Below are 20,945 nucleotides of genomic sequence, written 5' to 3' on the forward strand. Positions count from 1 at the left end.
GACGATCGGCGCTCCGCCGCGTACCTTCCGCGGCGGGATGAGCCACACTTGTAGTTTCGGATGACCGAACATTATGATTCGACTGTGAAAACAACGGACCTCGGGGTGGGCAGGCGGCGACGGGCAACCACGGTCGCGGCGATACTGGCAGCGCTCGCCGCAACGCTGATGCTGTCCGGGTGCGCCGAGGGTGCGGCCGGGCCCGCCGACGGCAAACCGGTGGTGCTGACCACCTTCACCGTTCTCGCCGATATCGCGGAGAACGTCGGGGGGGAGCACCTGACGGTGGAGTCGCTCACCAAATCGGGCACGGAAATTCACGGTTACGAGCCGACACCGGGCGATATCAGGAAGGCGGCCGAGGCCGACCTGATCCTCGACAACGGGATGAATCTGGAGGCCTGGTTCGCCCAATTCGTCGAGGGACTGGATGTCGAGCATGTGGTCGTCAGCGACGGGGTCGAGCCGATCGGCATCGGCGAAGATGCCTACGCGGGCAAACCGAATCCGCACGCGTGGATGTCACCACTGAATGTGAAGATTTACGTCGACAACATGGTCACCGCGTTCAGCGACCTCGATCCTGAACACGCGAGCGACTATCGCACCAACGGTGATGCCTACAAGGCCCGACTGCAGCAGGTGCAGGACGAATTGGTCGCCGAGTTGAGCGCGTTGCCGGTCAATGAACGGGCGCTGGTCACGTGCGAAGGAGCGTTTTCGTATCTTGCGCGCGATGCGGGGTTGACCGAGAAGTACATCTGGCCGGTCAATGCCGAACAGCAGGCCACCCCCCAGCAGATCGCGTCGACGATCGAGTTCGTCAAGCAGAACCGGGTACCCGCGGTGTTCTGTGAGTCGACGGTGTCGGATGCGCCGATGCAACGCGTGGTGGAAGCCACCGACGCCGCTTTCGGCGGAACCCTCTACGTCGATTCGCTGTCGGAGCAGGACGGACCCGTGCCGACCTACCTCGATTTGATCCGGCACGACGCCGAGACCCTCACGTCCGCTTTGAACGGACAACCGCAGTGACTCCCCAGCCGGCCGTCGAGGTGCAGGACGTCACCGTCCACTACGGTGACGTTCTCGCCCTCGACCGGGTCTCCCTCTCCCTGCAGGCAGGACGGGTGTGCGGCCTGGTCGGGATGAACGGCTCCGGCAAATCCACACTGTTCAAAACGATCATGGGAACGGTCAAACCCGATACCGGCACGGTCCGCATCAACGGCCAGGCCCCGGCCGCCGCGCGCAAAACCGGTGTCCTAGGTTATGTTCCGCAGAGCGAGGAGGTGGACTGGGCCTTTCCGCTGTCCGTGCGAGATGTCGTGATGACCGGCCGCTACGGTCGCATGGGCCTGACCCGGCGGCCCGGGAAAGCTGATCGTTCGGCCGTCGACCACGCCCTCGAACGCGTGGAACTCACCGACTTGGCGGACCGGCAGATCGGGCAATTGTCCGGCGGCCAGAAGAAACGTACTTTCGTGGCCCGGGGAATCGCCCAAGAGGCAACGATCCTGCTGTTGGACGAACCGTTCGCCGGGGTCGACAAACGCTCCGAAGCCACCATCACCACGTTGCTGCGGGAACTCGCCGGTGCAGGTGCGGCCATCCTCGTCTCCACCCATGACCTGCACGCGCTGCCGGCGCTGGCGGACGAGGCGATCCTGCTGATGCGCACGGTGCTCGCGCACGGCGACCCGACGCTCGTTCTGCAACCGGTGAACCTGGCGTCGGCCTTCGGCCTCGACGTGATGACAAGGACCTGACACCCCATGAACGTGATCGACTTCTTCGTCGACCCGCTGCGTTACGACTTCATGGTCCGCGCACTGATGACCACCCTGATCGCGTCGGTGGTATGCGCGGTGTTGTCGTGCTGGCTGGTGCTGATCGGTTGGTCGCTGATGGGCGATGCCGTCTCGCACGCCGTCCTGCCCGGCGTCGTCCTCGCCTACATCGTCGGCGCCCCCTTCGCCCTCGGCGCAGTGATCTTCGGATTCCTCGCGGTGGCACTGATCGGGGTGGTCCGCGACACCAGTCGTGTCAAGGAAGACGCCGCGATCGGAATCGTGTTCTCCACCTTGTTCGCCCTCGGCCTGGTCCTGGTTTCGGTGACTCCGAGCCAAACCGACCTCAACCACATCATCTTCGGCAACCTGCTGGGCGTCAGCCGCTCCGATCTCGTTCAGATCGCGATCCTCGGGGCCGTCGTCTTCGTCGCTCTGATCGTCAAACGCCGCGACTTCACGCTCTACGCCTTCGACCGCACCCACGCCCACGCCATCGGTCTCAATCCCCGGCTGCTGGGGGCCGCGCTCCTGGGATTACTCGCGCTCACCGCTGTGGTGGCCTTGCAGGCGGTGGGTGTGATTCTCGTGGTGGCCATGCTCATCATCCCCGGATCCACGGCCTACCTGCTTACCGACAGCTTCCACCGCATGCTGATCATCGCACCCGCGATCTCGGCCGTCTGCGCGGTCACAGGGCTGTATCTGAGCTATCACCTCGACACTGCCAGCGGCGGCATGGTCGTGCTGTCCCAGGGTGCGGCTTTCGCCGTGGCGTACCTTTTCGCGCCTCGTCAGGGCGTCATCGGTCGCAGAATCACCGCGTCGCGGCGGCGGTCGCTCAGGGAAGATGCATCAGCTGCCCGGCAAGAGTGAACAGTCGGCGGCCGAGCTTCAGGACGGGGATCCCGAGCGGCAGCAGAATCACCGTCACGCAGAGCACCCCACCGACGAGCCACACTACGGCCGCGAGGATTCCCAGGACTGTGCCGAGCAGGGCCGTGAGAATCGCCGTCACCACGCCGAGCAGGCCATTGAGTAAGCGCATGATGACCTCCTGCTACCAGTCTGCGCGCCCGCGGTCCGGCGCGCACCCCCTTTCTGGCGGCACAGACGCGGCCGTCGGCGTCAGCCGACCGATTTGGCGTAGCGGCCGACCCGGTCGATGAGGTCGTCGAAGAACGTGGCCGGGTCGGTGCTCACCGCGATGTCCGCGTTGGGTTCCCGGTTCCAGTGGCCGACCCAGTCGGCGACCGTGGTGCCCCTGGTGAGGGTCCCATGGAGTTCGACGTCGACGGTGGCCGGACGTGTCCGGGCGAGGTCTGGGTTCAACGCCACCGCCGCAGCGAACGGGTCGTGCATGTGCGCGATGAAGCCCTGGTTGTGGCTACGGTGAAAATCCATGTAGAACCGGATGGCGTCCGACAGGTGACGGATCACCGGGTTGCTGGTACGTGACCGGATGTGCGGTGCATCCTCCGGTGAGATGACCTCGGCGGGAACACTTCCCGCCGCTTCGGCGAGACGGCGAACATGATCCGGTGTCATTTCGATGGTCTCGGTGATGTCGAGCCCGCAGAGAATGGGACGCCGGCCCTCCGGGAGCCCGGAGAACGCGTCGAACACCTCCTTCGCGGCCTCGGGGTCGACGGAGACGTTCCATTCGGTGGTGGGGGTGGTGTTGCCCGGATGGTTGTAGGCGCCGCCCATCACCACCAGCCGGTGCAGCAGCCGGGGAAGTTCGGGCTCCGCGCGGATCGCCAACGCCAGATTGGTCAGCGGCCCGGTGACGAGTCCGGTGACCTCACCGGGATGCTCGCGGACGAGTTCGACCCACATCGTGGTCGCGTCCCGCTCCGACAGGGACCGGCCGGAGTCGGGGAGGACGGCGTACCCGATGCCCTGCGGCCCGTGCGTGTCCTCGGTGGTCCGCAACGGGCAGTCGAGCGGCACCCGCGCACCGAGGGCCACTTCGATGTCGGGTGCACGGCACAGCCCGAGCCAGTTCAGATTGTTGGCTGCGACCTGCTCGACGGGCACGTTCCCGGCGGTGCTGGCGATCCCGAGGATCTCCGCTTCCGGGCTGGCCAGCAGATACAGAAGGGCCAGCGAATCGTCGATGCCGGTGTCGACGTCGACGATCAGGCGCTGCGTGGGGGCGCTCATCCGGCGACGCGGACGGTGGGGCGGTGGCTGACCGGGAAGTTGACCGACCGCGCGATGAAGCAGTGGGCATGGGCCCAGCGATCGCGGTCGTAGCTGCTCGGCCCGATAGTCCCCGACCCCCGGTTGCCCGTCCAGGTGACAGCCAGGGAGTAGCGATGTGTCTTCACGCGTCCATAGTGCACGGCGAGGACCGTGCGCGTGGATCGTGGTCTGTCTCCAGGGGACCGGTCAGGTGGTTGCTGCCCACACCGCTGGATCTTCGCCCCACGGGCGGGCAGGGAAAGGGTAGTCGTCGTACTCGGCCAGTGCCGGGCGGCTGGTGACCGAAGTCCCGTGTGACACCAAGGAGTTCGGTCCGGGAACGGCGGCGGCCGGCGGGTCGGTGGACCGGCCGGGTGCACTCAGCAACCACGAACCAGTGCGCGCGAGGGAGACGTCGACGGTCCGGCCGCAGCCGTCGGATCGGTGCGCGGTCAGCGCGTCGACGATGCCGGCGGCAAGCAGGTATCCACTGGCGTGATCGAGAGCCTGTGCGGGCAGCGCGCGGGGGGCGTGCCCACCCTCGACGAGCGAGATACCCGATGCGGCCTGGACGATGCTGTCGAAGCCCCGCCTACCCGCCCAGGGGCCGGTGCGGCCCCACGCACTCACCCTGCCCCGCACCACCTGTGCGGGTGCGCGATCGAGGAGGGTGTCGAGGGCGCCCGGACGGTAGCCGGTGACGACCACATCCGCGTCGGAAAGAAGCTCCTTCCACCGCCTGCGGCCCGCCACCGACGTCACATCGAGCAGCGTCGACCGTTTACCCTGCCCGGTGTCGAGGTGCTGGACGGCGATCTCGGGGAGAAACGGCGGGTCGATGCGCAGGACCTCGGCGCCCAGGAGCGCGAGCGTGCGGGTGGCGACGGGGCCGGCGATCACCCGGGTCAGATCGAGAACCGTGATCCCGCTCAGCGGTGTCGTCGCGGAGGCCTGCCCCGACCGCCGCGACCCCGGCGAATGACCGGGATGTACGAGGGTGGGGACCAGGTCACCCGACGCCGCGGCCGCACCCTGCGGGGTGGCCGCCCACTCTTCCTGCGTGCGGACGGCCGACGCCACGGCCTGCGCGGCGAACGCCCGTTCCTCGACCTCGGCCGCGGTGAATTCGCGGAGCCGGTCGGCTACCGCCTCCCGGCCGGCATCCTCGGCGAGATCGATCGCCCCGAGAAGCCGGCGACGGTGGTGCGGATAGTTGGCGTGGGTACGCACCCAGCCGTCGGAGACAGCAAAGAAGCCGGACAACTCAGCGAACCCGGACACCGGTGCGCCCGCCACCCGCAACAGCCGGTCGCTGGAGAACGCTGCTGCGATCCGCTCGGGGTCGAGCCGCCACGACCGCGGACCCCACCCGCAGGACACCCGGAATCTGTCGACGGCAGTGGCGACGGCCGCGAGCGACCCCGCCGCCAGGGCGAAGACGGGAAGCCGAGCGGCGAGGAAGGCGCCCGGGTCGGGGCACTCGATGCGGTGAGAGGCGGGCTGAACACCGACACTGCGCTCGTACTCGGCCAGCAGTCCTGGGAACCCGGTCACCGAACCCCCTCAGCCTCGAACGGCGAACTCTACGACAGCAGTCGACGGCACCGCTCGAGCAGGCCGGCGCGCAGCGGGGCGGCCCGTTGCGCGAGGTGCTGCTGCCGTCGTACGTATTCTGCACGCCCGGAGGGAGTCTCGATGGGCACAGGGGCGTATCCGTACTCGGACAGGTCGTAGGGGCTGGCCTGCATATCGAGTTCGCGTGCGGCGAGTGCCTGCTCGAAACAGTCCATCACCAGGTCCGAGTCGACGAGCGGCCCAAGTTTGTACGCCCACTTGTACAGATCCATGCCCGCGTGCAGGCAGCCGGGTTGCTCGCGGCGGATCTGGCCGTCCCGGTCGAGTGCGGACTCGTTGCGGGGCGCCGCATCAGGGGTGAAGAACCGGAACGCGTCGTAGTGGGTGCAGCGCAACGGCATCGATTCGACCACCGCGTCGGTGCCGTCGAACCCGAGGCGCAGCGGCACCCTGTGGTGGCGGATCGCCTCGGCGCCACCCCGGTAGACCATCGCCCATTCGTGCAGGCCGAAGCAGTTCAGGCGTGGAGTGCGGGCTTCGGTGGCCTCGAGAAGCCCGGCCACGAATTCAACGGTGCTTCGGCGATGCTCGAGCACCGCGGGGTCGACGGTGACAACAGGGTCTCCGTCGACGGTTTCCGACCGGTAGCCGGTGTAGCGGAGGTAGTCGTCGGACCCGGGACCGGTGAGCGCGGTCCCGTAACCTGGGTGCCATCGACGCAGCTGGTTGGGGCGCAAGCTGTAGTAGGTGAAGAGGAAGTCGTGCACCGGATGGCTGATTCCGGCCGCCTTGCGTTCCTGATACGGCTCGACGATTCGTGCCACCCGATCGCGGTGGCGGGTCCGTCGAGCCGTCCAGTCACCGGACGCCAGCACCGCGAGCGGGCGTCCGGTGACCGTGTTGTCCGGTGGCCGCACGGTCAACTCGTCCGCTGCCCCGGGTTCATCCCGTTCACCCGGTGAGTGCCGTCACGCACGGTGCCCACGTACTCCTCGACGAGGTCTTCGAGTGCGACGATCCCCACGATCCGGCCCGACGGGTCCGCGGCCGCACCGAGGTGGGAACTGGCCCGGCGCAGACCCGCGAGTGCCTCGGCGAGCGGTGTGGTGGTCGCCATGCGCGGCAGCGGACGAATATCGGAGCGGGGGATCACGGTGTCCGGGCCGGCGTCCTCGTCGAGGATGTCGTCGAGGACGTCCTTGAGGTGCAAATACCCGAACAGGGAACCGTCGTCGGCGCGGACCGGGTAGCGGGAGTACCCGGTTTCGATCACCGCTTCCTCGATGGCGCCGAGGCGGGTGCCGCCCGCCGACAGCGGCACGGTGCGGACCTTGTCGAGAGGAATCATCACCTCGCTGACCGTGCGGTCGGTCGTTTCGAGCGCCTGGGTGAGCCGACGGTGCTCCTCCGCGTCGATGAGTCCCTCCGAGCGGGACTCGCCGATCATCTCCGACAACTCCACGGCCGAGACGGTGACGTCGAGTTCGTCCTTGGGTTCGACGCGCATCAACCTCAAGGTGGCGTTGGCGCACAGGTTGTAGAAGGAAATCAGCGGCCTGGCCAGGGTGATGAACATCAGATGCACGGGCACCAGCAGCATCGCGGACCGTTCGGGTCCCGCGAGAGCGATGTTCTTCGGCACCATTTCCCCGAGCAGGATGTGCAGCACCACGACGAGTGCCAGGGCGACGGTGAACGCCACCGGATGCAGCAATCCGTCGGGCAGGCCGACGGCGTGGAGCGGCACTTCGAGCAGGTGTGCGATCGCCGGTTCGGCGACCTTGCCGAGCAGGATGGAGCAGATCGTGATGCCGAGCTGGGCGGCCGCCAGCATCAGCGACAGGTTCTCGCCGGCCAGGATCACCGTCCGGGCACGTTTCTTTCCTTGCGCTTCGAGCGCCTCGAGGCGGTCACGGCGGGCGGAAATGAGGGCGAATTCGGCGCCGACGAAAAACGCGTTGCCGGCGAGCAGCACGAAGGTGAGCAGCATTCCGAAGAGATCACTCATCGTCGGCCTCCTCCTCGTCCGTCTCCACGGGAACCGGTGTGAGCAGCACCCGGTCGATACGCCGTCCGTCCATGTGGGTCACCGTCGCGATCCACCGGCCGTCGGGGTACAACGCCGTGTCGGGTACGGGCAGTTCCACCTTGTCGCCGTCTACCGGAATCCGGCCCAGATGGGTGAGGACCAGGCCGCCGAGGGTTTCGTACTCGCCCTCCGGTGCGGTGTAGCCGGTGGTCTCGGACACCTCGTCGATGCGCAGCAGACCGGAGCACGACCAGCCGTCGCCGATCCGCTGGACGTCGATCTCCGGTTCGTCGTGCTCGTCGCGGACGTCACCGACGATTTCCTCGATGAGGTCCTCCATGGTGACCATGCCCGCGGTGCCGCCGTACTCGTCGACCACCAGCGCCACCTGCATTCCGTCGGAACGAATCCGCTCCATGAGGGCGTCACCGTCGAGGCTCGACGGCACCACCGGGACCTTCTGCGCGAGGGTGTTGAGGCGGGTGGTGCGGCGACGACCGGCAGGCACCGCGAACGCATGCTTGATGTGCACGATCCCGACGGAGTCGTCGAGGTCGCCGTCGACCACCGGAAATCGGGAGAAACCGGTGCGGGCGGCGGTGTCGATCAGATCGGCCACCGTGTCGGTGGTGGCCAGCGACTCGATTTTCACCCGCGGTGTCATCAATTCCTCGGCGGTGCGTTCACCGAATCGCAGTGAGCGGTTGACCAGCAACGCCGTTCCCTTGTCGATGGCGCCGCGCTGGGCGGAGGTGCGGACCAGGGAGCCGAGTTCCTGCGGTGACCGCGCCGACCGCAATTCCTCGGCGGGCTCGATTCCGAGGCGCCGGACCAGCCAGTTGGCCGTTCCGTTGAGCCCGTTGATCGCCCACTTGAAGATCAGGGAAAACGCGGCCTGCATTCCCGCAGTGGCCCGCGCCACCGGAAGCGGGTGGGCGATGGCCAGGTTCTTGGGGACCAGTTCACCGAACACCATCGAGAACGAGGTGGCGAGGACGAGGGCGATCACCAACGACGTTGCCGCGGCGGCGGATTCGCTGAACCCGACCGCGGACAGCACCGGGGTGATGAACCGGGCCAGGACCGGTTCCGACAGGTAGCCGGTGACGAGTGTGGTGATCGTGATGCCGAGCTGCGCGCCGGACAACTGGAACGACAGCGTGCGGTGGGCGTGCTGGACCTGCCTCGAACGCCGGTCACCGCCCCGGGCGTGCGAATCGACGGTGCTGCGTTCGAGTGCGGTGAGGGAGAATTCCGCTGCGACGAACAGTGCGGTGCCTGCGGTCAAGGCGAGGAAGCCGAGCAGAGCGAGAATGCTGAGTGCGATGTCCATCTGTCATCGCCACCAGGGAAGCGAGGGGAGGCCGCCGGGTTTGTCACCCGGCTCGCTAGAGGAGCCCTCCGAACCGGCGGAATCAGAATCTGATTCTGCTGAGGCAATGACAGGTGGAGCGCTTGCTGCGTGTGTGGGTGCCGCGGGCACCGGAGTCCTTCCGTTCGGCCTCGGCGTCCGGAGAAGTCCGGCACCGAGAACTGGTGTGGTTCAGCGACCCATGATACCGGTGGATGTCCGGTTCCGTGGAACAGGACATCCACCGGCACCTCACGGCGCTGCGGTCACCAACCGGCCGGAAGGGGGCGGCCCTCGGCGAATCCGGCCGCCGACTGCACCCCGAGCACCGCCTGGGCGTGCAGTTCCTCCAGGGTGCGGGCGCCGGCGTAGGTGCAGGTACTGCGCACCCCGGAGCAGATGTGGTCGATCAGGTCCTCGACTCCGGGGCGTTCCGGGTCCAACCGCATCCGGGAACTGGAAATACCCTCCTCGAACAGTCCTTTCCGGGCACGGTCGAAGGCGGTGTCGGTGGCGGTGCGCGCGGCGACCGCACGCTTGGACGCCATCCCGAAGCTTTCCTTGTACGCGTTGCCGGCCTGGTCGACGTGCAGGTCGCCGGGGGACTCATAGGTTCCGGCGAACCAGGATCCGATCATGACGTTCGACGCGCCCGCGGCGAGCGCGAGTGCCACGTCACGGGGGTGACGGACGCCTCCGTCCGCCCAGACGTGCGCACCCAGCGCGCGGGCCTGGGCGGCGCATTCCGCGACAGCCGAGAACTGGGGGCGGCCCACCCCGGTCATCATCCGGGTGGTGCACATGGCGCCCGGTCCGACACCGACCTTGACGATGTCCGCGCCCGCGTCGATCAGATCACGGGTTCCGGCCGCGGAGACGACGTTGCCCGCCACGAGCGGCACACCGAGGTCGGCCTTCTTCAGGGCGCCGAGCGCGTCGATCATTTTCTGCTGGTGACCGTGCGCCGTGTCGACGACGAGGAGGTCGGCGCCCGCGTCGACGAGCGCGCGGGCCTTCGCGGCGACGTCCCCGTTGACGCCGACGGCGGCGGCGATGCGCAGCTGCCCCGCCTCGTCGACCGCGGGCTGATAGATGCCGGCGCGGATCGTGCCGGTGCGGGTGAGGACCCCGGCGAGGGTGCCGTCGGGGTTGACGATCACGGCGAGCGAATCGTGCCGGCCATCGAGCAGTTCGAACACCTCGCGCGGGGTGGCGGTGACCGGGGCCGTGACGAAGTCGGTGAGCGCCACGGACCGCAGTCGGGCGAATCGGTCGACGTCCGAGCAGGCGGCCTCGGTGACCACGCCGACGGGCCGGTCGGTGTCGACGACGACGACCGCGCCGTGGGCCCGTTTGGGAAGCAGCGCGAGGGCGTCGGACACGGCGGCGTCCGGACCGAGCGTGACGGGGGTGTCCGCCACCAGATGCCGGCTTTTCACGAACGACACGGTTTCCGAGACCGCCGGGATCGGAAGGTCCTGCGGAAGTACGACGAGACCGCCCCGGCGCGCCACCGTTTCGGCCATGCGGCGCCCGGAGACGGCGGTCATGTTGGCCACGACGATCGGAATGGTGGTCCCGGTGCCGTCCGAGGTGGACAGGTCGACGTCGAACCGGGAGGTGACCTCGGTGCGGCTGGGCACCAGGAACACGTCGTCGTACGTCAGGTCATAGGGAGGGCGTTGCCCGTCGAGAAACTGCACGTCTCACGACGATACCGGGGAAGTTGCGGCGGTGCCCGCCGTGCGCTGCGCCTGCGACCGGGACAACCCGATGGTGGCGATCAGCATCACCGCGACCGCGCACCCGACCACGATCAGTCCGGGCCCGTCGACGCGCAGGCGTTCGTCGAGGACCGTCATGCCGAGGAAGACGGCGGCGAGGGGTTCGGCGATGGTCAGCGCCGGCAGAGACGCCGACAGCGGGCCCACCTGGAACGCGCGTTGCTGCAGGTACACCCCTACGAGTCCGGCGGCGACCAGTGACCACGTCTGCCAGCTGCTCAGGACCGTCCACAGTCCGCGGGGAACGAGTTCGACCACGTATTTGGTAAAGGCGACCGCAACACCGTAGAGGATGCCGCTCGCGGCGCCGAGGAGGAGGGCCCGCCACCCCGGGTCGATCTTCGTCATCCCAGCGAGCGCGGCGGCCGCCGCCACCGACACGACGATCGCCAGGGGAATGACCCATTCCCGGAACGGGGCGTCGATGTTTCCCTCGGTGGGATTACCGACGACGAGAAACACTGCGAGAGCGGCGGCCAGGGCGACGGCCAGAACCCAGGTGGTCCGGTTGAGCCGGTAGCCGGAGAATTTCGCCGACAGGGGGAGCGCGAACAGCAGGGCGGTGACGAGGAGAGGTTGTACGACGAGCACCGACCCGAGCGCCAAGGCGACGGCCTGCATGATGTAGCCGCCACCGTCACCCGCGACACCGGCCCACCACCGCGGGCTGCGCACCAGCGACGTCATCAAGCCCGCATCCTCGGGGACCGCGGACGCGGCGCTCTGCTGCGCGACCGAGGCACACGCGAAGAGTAGGGCCGCGACCAATGCGCACAGGACCGACGCGAGCGGCAGGGACATGCCTCTCAGTGTGCTCCGCGACTGCGGTGTCCGTGCGGAGTTGAGCCATGTCCGGGATTGCGCCCACGTCGGCTTCCGCCTCGGGCCGGCACCTCACCGACGCGGCCGCGCCGGGACGGGCGATCGCCGGTATCGGCGGCCCGGCGACCCTTCTTCGGGGTGTCCTGGGCGGGCGCCCGGGTGTCCGGTGCGGGCACCGGTTTGCCGCTGGGCCTGCGGGCGCCGGTGAGATCGGCCAACAGCCGGTCGCCGGGGCGCACCTGCACCCCCGCCACGTCGATACCCGCCGTGCGCGTCATCTGCTCGACGGCGGCGCGCTCGTCCTCCGTCACGAGAGTGACCACCACCCCGGCCTCACCGGCCCGCGCGGTCCGCCCGGCACGGTGCAGGTAGGCCTTGGGTTCGGCGGGCGGGTCGACGTGCACCACCAGGGAGATGTCGTCGACATGGATGCCGCGGGCCGCGACGTCCGTGGCCACCAGCACCGGGATCGTTCCGTCCGCGAACGATGCGAGCGTGCGGGTGCGATGGTTCTGGGTCTTGCCGCCGTGCAAGGCGCCCGCCGAGATGCCGGCGGCATGCAATTCGTTCGCCACCCGGTCCACCCCGTGCTTGGTGCGCACGAACATCAGAGTGCGCCCCAACCGCGCACCGATATTTGCGACCACCGAATACTTGTCGTCCCGGTCGACGTAGAGAAGGTGATGGACCATCGTCGTCACCGCGGCCGAAGCGGGCGCCGTCGAATGGGTGACCGGGTCGCGCAGGTAGCGCCGGACGAGGCTGTCCACCTCATCGTCGAGGGTGGCGGAGAACAGCAGTCGCTGCCCCCCCGCAGGTGTTTCGTCCAGGATCCGCACGACCTGGGGGAGGAAACCCATCTCGGCCATGTGGTCGGCCTCGTCGACCGTCACCACGGCAACGTCGTCGAGGGAGACCGAACCCTGACCGAGATGGTCGGCGAGGCGCCCGGGTGTCGCGACCAGAAGATCCACTCCCCGCGACAACACCTCCACCTGGCGCTTGATCGGGATGCCGCCGACCACCGTGGCCACCCGCAGTCCCATCGACAGTGCCGGTTCGTCGAGCGCCCGTTCGATCTGCAATGCCAGTTCCCGGGTGGGAACGAGGACGATTCCGCGGGGAAAGCCGCGGCGACTGGCCGCACCCGCGAGGCGCACCAACATGGGCAACCCGAACGCGAGCGTTTTGCCGGACCCGGTGGGAGCTCGGCCCAGCACATCCTTGCCGGCGAGGGCGTCGGGAATGGTGGCGGCCTGGATGGGGAACGGCGCGCGGATGCCGCTGCGATCGAGGGCATGGGTCATGACCGCGGGCACGCCGAGCCCGAGGAACGTCTCACCCACTGGTGCGGAGGTGTTCTCGTGTTCGGGCATGCCCAGAAGGCTACCGCCTGGGAGAAGGCCCTCCCGACGCCTCGACCGGGACGTCAGCGCACTGCGTCACGGCCGAGGCGGAGGAAGGTCAGGCCTGCACTTCGCTGCGGTCACCGCTCCACAGCGTGTGGAACTTACCTTCCGCGTCGGTCCGCTCGTAGGTGTGGGCACCGAAGAAGTCACGCTGCCCCTGCGTCAGCGCCGCGGGCAACCGCTCCGCGCGCAGGGCGTCGTAGTAGGACAGCGACGAGGCGAACGCCGGGACCGGAATACCGAGCAGGGTCGCGGTGGACACCACCCGACGCCAGCTGTCGATGGCGGTCTCGATGGCGTCCCGGAAATAGGGCGCGAGGATCAGGCTCGGCAGCGTCGGGTTCTCGTCGTACGCGTCCTTGATGCGGTTGAGGAAACGTGCCCGGATGATGCAGCCGCCGCGCCAGATGGTAGCCAGATCGGCGGGGTGCAGGTCCCAGTCGTATTCGGCGCTGCCCGCGGCGATCTGGTCGAAGCCCTGCGCGTAGGCCACCACCTTCGATGCGTACAACGCCTGGCGGATGTCCTCGGTGAACTGAGCGGCATCGGCGGGCTTGTCGGCGAGCTGACCGGACGCCAGACCGACGGCGGCCTTGCGCTGCTCCCGGGAGCCGGACAAGGCGCGCGCGAACACGGCCTCGGCGATCCCGGTGACGGGCACACCGAGGTCGAGAGCGGACTTGACGGTCCAGCGGCCGGTGCCCTTCTGCTCGGCGGCGTCGACGATCACGTCGACGAGGGCCTTGCCCGTCTTCGCGTCCTTCTGCTTCAACACCTCGGCGGTGATCTCCACCAGATAGCTTTCGAGATCGCCGGAGTTCCACTCGGTGAACACCTCGGCGATCTTGTCGGCGTCGTACCCGAGTGCGTCACGGAACAGGTTGTACGCCTCACCGATCAGCTGCATGTCGGCGTACTCGATGCCGTTGTGGACCATCTTCACGAAGTGCCCGGAGCCGTCGGGGCCGATGTGGGTGCAGCACGGGGTCCCGTCGACCTGCGCCGCAATCGATTCGAGCAGCGGTCCCAGCGCCTCGTACGACTCCTTGGGGCCGCCCGGCATGATCGACGGGCCGTTCAGCGCACCTTCCTCACCGCCGGAGATGCCGGCGCCGACGAAATGCAGGCCTCGCTCGCGCAGCGACGACTCCCGCCGAATGGTGTCCGTGTACAGGGCGTTGCCACCGTCGATGATGATGTCACCCGGCTCCATCGCCGCAGCAAGCTCCTCGATGACCGCGTCGGTGGGGTCGCCGGCCTTGACCATGATCAGTACGCGGCGCGGCTTCTGCAGCGCCGCCACGAACTCCTCGACCGTTTCGGTCCGGACGAAGTCGCCGTCGCCGCCGTGCTCCGCGATGAGCGCATCGGTCTTGGCGATGCTGCGGTTGTGCAGAGCCACGGTGTGCCCGTGCCGGGCGAGGTTGCGGGCGATGTTCGAGCCCATGACGGCCAGTCCCGTCACGCCGATCTGGGCGCGGGCGCCCTCGTTGGTGATAGTCATGGATACAGCATTCCCTCTCGCTCGGCGGTAGAAAAATCGGCGTACGACAAATGAGCCGTCCCAGACAAACATACGAAGGCCGGCCCGCGCATTCGCGCGGGCCGGCCTCGTGTCAACGATGTCGATGTTCAGTTGTGTCCTGCACGCACCGCTCAGCTGCGCTGTTCGCGACGAGGTCCGTCGAAACCGTCGTACGAGCGGCGGTCGGTGCGGCTACGGAAACCACCACTGGTTGCGGCGGGACGCCGGTCCGGCGAGGCCGCAGGACGGCGATCATCCCGGCGGAATCCGCCACCACGGTTGTCGCGGTCCGCGAAGTCGCGGCGGGGTGCGCTGCGGTCGAAGCTCCGCTCACCGGTACCGCGATGGCTCTCACCGCGGTCGCCGTAGTCGCGGCGCGGTGCGCCACTGCTGCTGCCGCCGAACTCACGGCGCGGCGCGCTGTCCCCGAAGTCCCTGCGCGGGGCCCGGTCGCCGAACCCGCGGTTGTCCCGGTCACCGCGGTAGCCGCTGCTCCGGTTGTCGCCACCACGGTTGTCGCCGTCGCGCTGGGGGCGGTCGCCCCGGTAACCACCGGACCGGGTGTCCGACTGGTCACGGCGGGGTCCGCGGTCGTCGAAGCTGCGGCCACCGGACGGGCGGTCACCGAAGCTGCGGCCGCCGGACGGGCGGTCACCGCGTCCCTCGGAGGAGCTGCGGTTTCCGCGGTAGCCACCTTCTCGGCCGCCGAACCCACTTTCACGGCGGGGTCCGCGGTCGCCGAAGCGACGGTCGCCACCACGGTCACTGCGGAAGGCGGGGTCTTTCACCGGTTGCCCGGTGGGGACCTTCGCGCCGGTGATGGTGGTGAGGACCTCGGATCCGGGTGCGACGGGCACTGCCGTGGCGTCGACCCCGGCCATTCCCGTCAGCTTCCGGAAGGTGCGCTTCTGATTCGGGAGCACGATCGCGACGACCGTGCCCTTCTCACCGGCGCGGGCGGTGCGGCCGGCACGGTGCAGGTAATCCTTGTGATCGGCAGGCGGATCGACGTGAACCACCAGGTCGATGCCGTCGACGTGGATGCCGCGCGCCGCGACGTCCGTCGCGACGAGCACAGGGGTGCGGCCGTTCTTGAAACGCTCGAGGACGCGGGTCCGCTGGTTCTGCGCCTTGCCGCCGTGCAGCGACTCCGCGGCGATCCCGACTGCACGCAACCGGTCGGTGATGCCCTCGCAGCCGAGCTTGGTGCGGGCGAACATGATGGTGCGGCCTTCGCGCGCACCGATTTCCGCCAGAACATTGTCTTTCTGGCCGCGGTCCACCAGGAGGACGTAGTGCGCCATCGTGTCGACGCTGGCGCGCCCGTCCTCGGTGGAGTGCTGCACGTGGTCGGGCAGGAACTGCCGGACCAGCGACTGCACCTCGCGGTCGAGGGTGGCCGAGAACAGCAGCCGCTGACCGTCGGCCGGGGTCTCACCGAGGATGGAACGCACCTCGGGCAGGAAGCCCATGTCCGCCATCTGGTCGGCCTCGTCGAGCGCGGTGATCTCGATGGAGTCGAGGACGCAGGTGCCCTGACGCAGGTGGTCACCGAGACGTCCGGGGGTGGCGACGAGGATGTCGACGCCACGGCGCAGCTGGTCGACCTGCTTGGTGAACGGGGTGCCGCCGACCGCCGGGCGCACGGTCAGACCGAGCGCACCCGCGTACGAGTTGAGGGATTCCACGACCTGGAAGGCAAGTTCGCGGGTGGGCACGAGAACCAGGGCGCGGGGACGCTTGGGCGCCGGCCGGTCTTCGTGGCGGGCGAGACGGGTGAGCATGGGCAGGCCGAAGGCCAGCGTCTTACCCGATCCGGTCTGTGCACGGCCGAGAACGTTCTTGCCTGCGAGCGCGTCCGGAACAGCCAGGGCCTGAATGGGCGACGGGGTGGCGATGGAATTCCGGAGGAGAGCCTGCACCAGGGATTCGGGAAGGCCGATCTCGGCGAACGTCACCGTCTCGGTGGTGTTCTCCTCGGAAACAGAGCTGACGTCTTCTGCAGATGTCATGGGGACAGCAGTCACTGGGACAGCGGTCATTTGCACAGCGTTGGTCACGCGGGATACCTCTCCGGGCATTAGGGCGCGTCGCGGAGCGGGGCTGTCATGCAGCACGCACAAAGGGACGAGCCAGGGCACATGTCACCTGGTCAATCCATTCGCGGAAGTGCGGGGAATTGGGCTGTGTGCCGTTTCAGTGTTGATGGGCCGCAGTGGCGACCGTGAACCAGTGTACGGGACGGGCGCCCGGATACCGAACCGGCGGAGTTGTGACGTGAGTGACTACGCCGCCGAGAACAGGCGGCTCAGTTCGGTGAGCCAGGGAACGGCCACCGCGACCGTCGGAACCACCAGGATGGCAACCGACGCCGTGTACGCGGCGATGGCGACCGGCACGGCCGATTCGGAGGAGGCGAGTCGCTGCACCCTCAGCAACGTGCTCGGACCGCCCGCCGCCATCGCGCCCTTCGGCGCCGTGGAGCCGGAGCAGGCGACGAGCGCACGAGCGAGGGCTGTCGGCCCGGTGGCACGCACCGCCGAATCATCGGCGAGCATCTCGACGAGCAACTGCACGGAGCCGAGGGCGGACTTGCTGCGGACTACGGTGGGAAATGCGGCGTTGACCGCGGTGAACGCTTCGAGGACGAGGTCGTGGCGGGCGCGCAGATGCGAACGTTCGTGGGTGAGGATCGCGGTGATCTCGGCGTCGTCGAGATTGGCGAACGTGCCCTGGCTCAACACGACCCGCTGACGCAGGCCGGGTAGGCAGTACGCGATGGGTTCGGTGACGTCGAGGATTCTCAGGTCGGGCGTACGCGCCAGCGGGGACGTCGAGTCACATCGGTCGAGCAGATCGACGAGCATGCGGTGCCGGGCACGACGGCGCCGGGTGCGGAACCCCACCTGAACCACCGCGAACATCAGCTTGGCGCCGACCAGCAGGGTGAGGGCGAACACCACCACGTACAGCAGCCAGAGGGGAAGGCCGAGCGCGTCGATCTCTTCCACCGGCGCGGTGGTAGGCCGTCCGTCCGGACCGGGCACGAGGAGCTGGCTGGCTATCGCGAGACCGGAACTGAAGGCGGACAGGACGGCGGCGAGGGCGATGGCCTGCCACAGCACGAGCGCTGCCCGCGGAGCCCGGTGCGGCCACCGGGCACGGCTGAGCAACGCAGGAACCGGTCCTGCGAGAAGGAGGGCAAGTATGCCGAATACCAGCGCGGTGGTGGCGTCCATGTCCCACTCATCATGCATGACGAACGTCAGACGGCGCGAACGGTTCCCGTCTCGTTGCCGTCGCCGGACCGTTCCTTGGCTTCGAGCGCAGCCAGTGCCTCCCGGAGAGCGTCCGCCTCGTCTGCACCGACTTGGCCGACGAAGTGCACGAGGGCTGCGGCCCGACTGCCGGACTTGTCGGCCTGCTGTAGGGCGTCGACCATGAGGCTGGCGACCAGTTCTTCGCGCTGATGCACGGGCAGGTACCGGTGGGCGCGATCATCGCGCTGCTGGATGACGAGGTGCTTCTTCGCCAGTCGCTGCAGCACGGTCATGACGGTGGTGTAGGCGAGTTCGCGACGCTCTGCCAGAGCTTCGTGCACCTGCCGCACCGTCTGCGGTTCCGAAGTGGACCACAGGTGATCCATCACTGCGCGTTCGAGTTCGCCGAGTCCAGCCATGGTCCGATTCTACGGATACAACGACGCGGATGCGTACTACTGGTAGTAGTAAAACCGCGCGAAGTCGTGTGGTAATGGTCATAGCGCGAACAGGTGGTTTACGGTCGGTGGACGGCCACCGGCCGTCGACTTCGGCGGCTGTGTCGCCGGGCGGGCTTTCGTTCTCGACATCGCGGGAGAGTGGGGACCTGGCGGATGAGTATCGACGGCAATGCAGTCACTGGGGACAGTGCGGCGGCGAAAGTCAGCGGGGCGCCGGGTCGGGTAGCGGAATGGGTGCGCTTCGGCGTGGCCGGCGCACCGGTCAGCATCGCCCTCCTGGTTGTGATCTGGCTGGTGGCGTTCGCGACCTCGAGTGTGATCGGCGGACCCTCCCACGCGTTGTCGCAGCACGTGGCCCTCGGCATCCGGGCGTTCGAGCACGGGTGGGTCTGGACCCTGCTGTCGGCGGGGCTGTGGGGCGACGACATCCTCGCCTATCTGACCACCACCATTCTCGTCTTCCTGGCCGCGGCGCCGTTGGAGCGCCGGATGGGTTCGGCGCGGTTTGCCCTGGCGGCAGTGGTGACACAAGTGGTCGGTGGGCTGCTCGCGTTGGCGGTCGCCGCCGTCGCGAAGGTTGTGGACGCGGACTGGGGTTTCCGGCTCCATGTGGGTATGGCGGTCGGGCCCAGTACCTGGATCATCGGCGCGGCCATGGTGGCGAGTTCCGACATGGGCACCCTGTGGCGCCGCCGGATCCGGGTCGGCGTGCTCGCCTTCACCATCACGTTGGCCCTGTTCAGCGGATCCCTGCAGGACGTGGTCCGGCTCGCCGCCGCTGTCGTGGGCCTGGTGGCCGGACCCTGGATCGTCGGCCGCTCGGCGCGGGGCGAGCGGATCGCCGGGACCCAGCGAGAGGGCCGGGTACTGGTTGCCATCGTGGTGGCCGCCAGCGCCGTCGGACCGATGATTGCAGCTCTCTCGGCGGAAGCGGTCGGACCCCTGGCCGTGCTGCGCGATCTGTTCCGGGGAATTCCGTACACCGCCACCGAGGTTCGCGACCTCTGCGAGGTGAACGCCGCCGACCCCGAATGCCGCCGCGGTTTACTGGAACTGCGACTGTCCGGGGTCGGGCCGACACTGCTCAGTCTCATGCCGTCGCTGTTCCTGCTCACCCTCAGCGACGGACTGCGGCGCGGCCGACGCTTCGCCTGGGTCGGGGCGGTGGTCGCACAGGTGATCCTGCTGGTGCTGTCCCTGCTCAACTTCGTGGTCCGGTTCATCGACTCGTTCGAGGAGGAATCGCTGTTCTACGGGCTGGCGGACCCCAACCTGTATCGAACGCTGGTGCCGTTCCTGACCCCGTTGGTGATCCTGATCGTCCTCCTCGCCACCCGACGATTTTTCGACGTCACCGCCCCCGCCGGAACCTACCGCCGCCTTGCGGTCGCGCTGGCGGCGGTGACGGCCGGACTCGCCGTCCTCTACGTCCTCGGCGGCCTGTGGGCGCGGAACGGTTTCGATCATCGGCCCTCCGCCACCACCCTGCTCGCCAATTTCCCGGAGCGCCTGATTCCACCCGTCTATCTGCAGTGGCTCGACCCACGCCTGCTACCGGTCAACATTCCCGCGACCCTGCTGTACGAATGGACCGGGGTGGTGTTCTGGCTGACGGCATGCGCGCTGGTGGCGGCCACCTTCCTGCGACCGGCGCTCGGTGCGGACTCGGACGCCGCCGCCCGCGCGCGGGCCCTGCTGAAGTCGGGGAGTGGCAGTCCGTTGTCCTGGATGACGACGTGGCGGGGAAACAACTACTGGTTCGCCCCCGACGACACCAGCTACGTCGCGTACCGCGTCATCGCCGGGGTCGCGTTGACCACGGGGGATCCGGTCGGCCCCCCGGAACGGCTACGGGATACCGTCACCGGGTTCGCCGAATTCGCCTCCGCCAACGGGTGGATCCCCTGCTTCTACTCGGTGACCTCCGCCGTGCGCGCCGTCACCGACGACCTCGGCTGGAGTGGTATCCAAGTCGCGGAGGAGACGGTGCTCGACCTCGGCACCATCGCCTTCACGGGCAAACGCTTCCAGGACATCCGCACCGCCCTGAACAAGGCGAAGAAGTCGGGCATCACCGCCGAATGGGTCAGCTTCCCCAGCGCCCCGTTGTCGATCACCGATCAAATCACGGCGATCTCCGAAGAATGGGTGGCCGACAAGGGCATGCCCGAGATGGGATTCACCCTCGGCGGCCTCGACGAGGTCGACGACCCCGAGGTGCGCTGCCTGATCGCCGTCGACGGCGACCGCACCGTGCACGGGGTCACCTCGTGGCTGCCGGTGTACCGGGACGGGAAGGTGGTGGGCTGGACCCTCGACTTCATGCGCCGCCGCTCCGAGGGATTCCGGCCGGCAATGGAGTTCCTCATCGCGTCTGCCGCGCTGAAACTCGAAGCGGAAGGGGCCGAATTCCTCAGCCTGTCCGGCGCGCCGCTCGCGAAGGTCGAACAACCCGACCGCGACGCGGACGCCGCGGAACAGGCCGAATCATCGAGCCTGTCCACCGTCATGGACAGCGTCCTCGATCTCCTCGGGCGCACCCTCGAACCGGTGTACGGGTTCCGATCTCTTCTGGCATTCAAGTCGAAGTTCCAGCCCCGCTACGTGGCCATGCACATGACCTTCGCGGACCCGGCCGCCTTGCCGAGCATCGGAAACGCTGTCGGACGGGCGTACCTGCCCACCGTGTCTCTGGGGCAGGGCGTGCGGTTGGTGCGCACGATGATCGGTGGTCGCCGACCCGGGCGCTGAC

Annotated in this window: 18 protein-coding genes; 4 read left to right on the forward strand and 14 right to left on the reverse strand. The window is 68.2% G+C overall.

Translation table 11 applies throughout. From position 1 onward, the window contains the following. Positions 1-168: 168 nt before the first annotated feature. From R4P95_RS10235 to R4P95_RS10245, 3 genes are read left to right on the forward strand one after another with little or no spacing between them, the layout of a single operon-like run. Entirely contained in the window at positions 169-1,035 is an 867-nt protein-coding gene (locus R4P95_RS10235) for a metal ABC transporter substrate-binding protein (RefSeq protein WP_317745126.1), read from the forward strand. Further along, entirely contained in the window at positions 1,032-1,769 is a 738-nt protein-coding gene (locus R4P95_RS10240) for a metal ABC transporter ATP-binding protein (RefSeq protein ID WP_317744948.1), read from the forward strand. The genes R4P95_RS10235 and R4P95_RS10240 overlap by 4 nt, the downstream gene beginning before the upstream one ends. A 6-nt stretch (positions 1,770-1,775) precedes the next feature. Continuing rightward, entirely contained in the window at positions 1,776-2,666 is an 891-nt protein-coding gene (locus tag R4P95_RS10245; protein ID WP_213572044.1) for a metal ABC transporter permease, read from the forward strand. Here the strand turns inward: R4P95_RS10245 and R4P95_RS10250 are convergent. The 14 genes from R4P95_RS10250 to R4P95_RS10315 all read right to left on the reverse strand — a co-directional run bounded on the left by R4P95_RS10250 (position 2,632) and on the right by R4P95_RS10315 (position 18,151). Continuing rightward, a complete protein-coding gene (locus R4P95_RS10250) occupies positions 2,632-2,838 on the reverse strand; it encodes a hypothetical protein (protein ID WP_317744947.1) in 207 nt (68 codons plus the stop codon). The genes R4P95_RS10245 and R4P95_RS10250 overlap by 35 nt on opposite strands. Before the next feature lie 80 nt (positions 2,839-2,918). Further along, on the reverse strand, positions 2,919-3,956 hold the full coding sequence (locus tag R4P95_RS10255; RefSeq protein WP_317744945.1) for a nucleoside hydrolase: 1,038 nt from the start codon (positions 3,954-3,956) through the stop codon (positions 2,919-2,921). Beyond that, positions 3,953-4,123 carry a hypothetical protein gene (locus tag R4P95_RS10260; protein WP_317744943.1) on the reverse strand — a complete coding sequence of 57 codons (171 nt, stop codon included), beginning with the start codon at positions 4,121-4,123 and terminating at the stop codon, positions 3,953-3,955. The genes R4P95_RS10255 and R4P95_RS10260 overlap by 4 nt, the downstream gene beginning before the upstream one ends. 61 nt (positions 4,124-4,184) lie before the next feature. Next, on the reverse strand, positions 4,185-5,531 hold the full coding sequence (locus R4P95_RS10265) for a CoA transferase (protein WP_397517633.1): 1,347 nt from the start codon (positions 5,529-5,531) through the stop codon (positions 4,185-4,187). 29 nt (positions 5,532-5,560) lie between these two features. After that, positions 5,561-6,469, reverse strand: a complete 909-nt coding sequence (locus tag R4P95_RS10270) for a 3-methyladenine DNA glycosylase (protein ID WP_249353743.1) — start codon at positions 6,467-6,469, stop codon at positions 5,561-5,563. A 2-nt stretch (positions 6,470-6,471) separates the two neighbouring features. Further along, positions 6,472-7,560 (reverse strand): hemolysin family protein, encoded by a 1,089-nt coding sequence (locus R4P95_RS10275; RefSeq protein WP_109330098.1) that lies wholly within the window; start codon positions 7,558-7,560, stop codon positions 6,472-6,474. After that, positions 7,553-8,914 carry a hemolysin family protein gene (locus R4P95_RS10280; protein WP_213572047.1) on the reverse strand — a complete coding sequence of 454 codons (1,362 nt, stop codon included), beginning with the start codon at positions 8,912-8,914 and terminating at the stop codon, positions 7,553-7,555. Before R4P95_RS10280 ends, R4P95_RS10275 begins: the two co-directional genes overlap by 8 nt. 284 nt (positions 8,915-9,198) lie before the next feature. Next, positions 9,199-10,635 (reverse strand): GuaB1 family IMP dehydrogenase-related protein, encoded by a 1,437-nt coding sequence (locus R4P95_RS10285; protein ID WP_317744941.1) that lies wholly within the window; start codon positions 10,633-10,635, stop codon positions 9,199-9,201. A gap of 3 nt (positions 10,636-10,638) precedes the next feature. Further along, entirely contained in the window at positions 10,639-11,517 is an 879-nt protein-coding gene (locus tag R4P95_RS10290) for a DMT family transporter (RefSeq protein WP_317744940.1), read from the reverse strand. Positions 11,518-11,522: 5 nt separating this feature from the next. After that, complete coding sequence (locus R4P95_RS10295) at positions 11,523-12,914, reverse strand: DEAD/DEAH box helicase (protein WP_317744938.1); 1,392 nt, start codon at positions 12,912-12,914, stop codon at positions 11,523-11,525. An 88-nt stretch (positions 12,915-13,002) separates the two neighbouring features. Next, positions 13,003-14,451, reverse strand: coding sequence for an NADP-dependent phosphogluconate dehydrogenase (gene gndA, locus R4P95_RS10300; RefSeq protein WP_213572051.1), 1,449 nt, complete (start codon positions 14,449-14,451; stop codon positions 13,003-13,005). A 152-nt stretch (positions 14,452-14,603) separates the two neighbouring features. Then, a complete protein-coding gene (locus R4P95_RS10305) occupies positions 14,604-16,484 on the reverse strand; it encodes a DEAD/DEAH box helicase (protein WP_317744937.1) in 1,881 nt (626 codons plus the stop codon). Positions 16,485-16,757: 273 nt separating this feature from the next. Continuing rightward, entirely contained in the window at positions 16,758-17,711 is a 954-nt protein-coding gene (locus R4P95_RS10310; protein WP_109335106.1) for a M56 family metallopeptidase, read from the reverse strand. Between the two features lie 26 nt (positions 17,712-17,737). Next, positions 17,738-18,151: a BlaI/MecI/CopY family transcriptional regulator gene (locus R4P95_RS10315; protein WP_109330087.1), complete on the reverse strand. Its 414-nt coding sequence runs from the start codon at positions 18,149-18,151 to the stop codon at positions 17,738-17,740. Positions 18,152-18,346: 195 nt separating this feature from the next. Between R4P95_RS10315 and R4P95_RS10320 the strand changes: the two genes are divergently transcribed. After that, positions 18,347-20,944 carry a DUF2156 domain-containing protein gene (locus tag R4P95_RS10320; protein ID WP_317744935.1) on the forward strand — a complete coding sequence of 866 codons (2,598 nt, stop codon included), beginning with the start codon at positions 18,347-18,349 and terminating at the stop codon, positions 20,942-20,944. Position 20,945: the final 1 nt, after the last annotated feature.

It is taken from the genome of Rhodococcus sp. IEGM 27 (assembly GCF_033142305.1).
Taxonomy (GTDB): Bacteria; Actinomycetota; Actinomycetes; order Mycobacteriales; family Mycobacteriaceae; genus Rhodococcus_F; species Rhodococcus_F oxybenzonivorans.